We start from the raw sequence: 699 nt of genomic DNA on the forward strand, positions 1-699 counted from the left end.
TTCGGTGCTGGTCGGTGACTTCCTTTATTCGCGCTCGTTCCAGATGATGGTCGAGGTCGGCTCGATGCGGGTGATGGAGATTCTCTCCGGCGCCACCTGCGTGATCGCCGAAGGCGAGGTCCTGCAACTGACCAATATCGGCAACCCCGATATCGACGAGGCCGCCTACTTCGACACCATCCAGGGCAAGACCGCCATGCTCTTCGAGGCCGCCAGTCACAGCGGCGCGGTGCTCGCCGGCGCCAGTCCCGCGCAGGAAGAGGCGCTCAAGCTCTACGGGCGCTATCTGGGCCTGGCCTTCCAACTCGTCGACGACCTGCTCGACTATCAGGGCGATGCCGACGCCATGGGCAAGAACGTCGGCGACGACCTGGCCGAGGGCAAACCCACGCTGCCACTCATCCACGCCATGGCCGCCGGCGACGCCGAACAGACCAGGATGATTCGCCGCGCCATCCGCCAGGGCGGGCTCGACCATCTCGACGAGGTGCTGGCCATCGTCAACGATACCGGCGCGCTGGAGTATACCCGCCGCCGTGCCGTGGAAATGGCCGATCTCGCCCTCGCTCAGCTCGAGCTGCTACCCGAGAGCCGCTACCGCGACAGCATGGCCGAACTCGCCCATCTCGCCGTCGAGCGCCAGACCTGACCCGACGCCTCGCATAAGGGTTGCGCGCGCGCCGCGGATGCGTATAATGT

At 66.0% G+C, this 699-nt stretch carries 1 protein-coding gene; it reads left to right on the forward strand.

The genetic code is table 11. The annotated features are described in order from the left end of the window. Window positions 1–649, forward strand: a 649-nt coding sequence (locus tag L1073_RS17115; RefSeq protein WP_246901438.1) for a polyprenyl synthetase family protein, incomplete at its 5' end; no start/stop codon positions are given. Window positions 650–699 lie beyond the last annotated feature (50 nt).

This window comes from Chromohalobacter nigrandesensis (assembly GCF_023061285.1).
GTDB lineage: Bacteria > Pseudomonadota > Gammaproteobacteria > Pseudomonadales > Halomonadaceae > Chromohalobacter > Chromohalobacter nigrandesensis.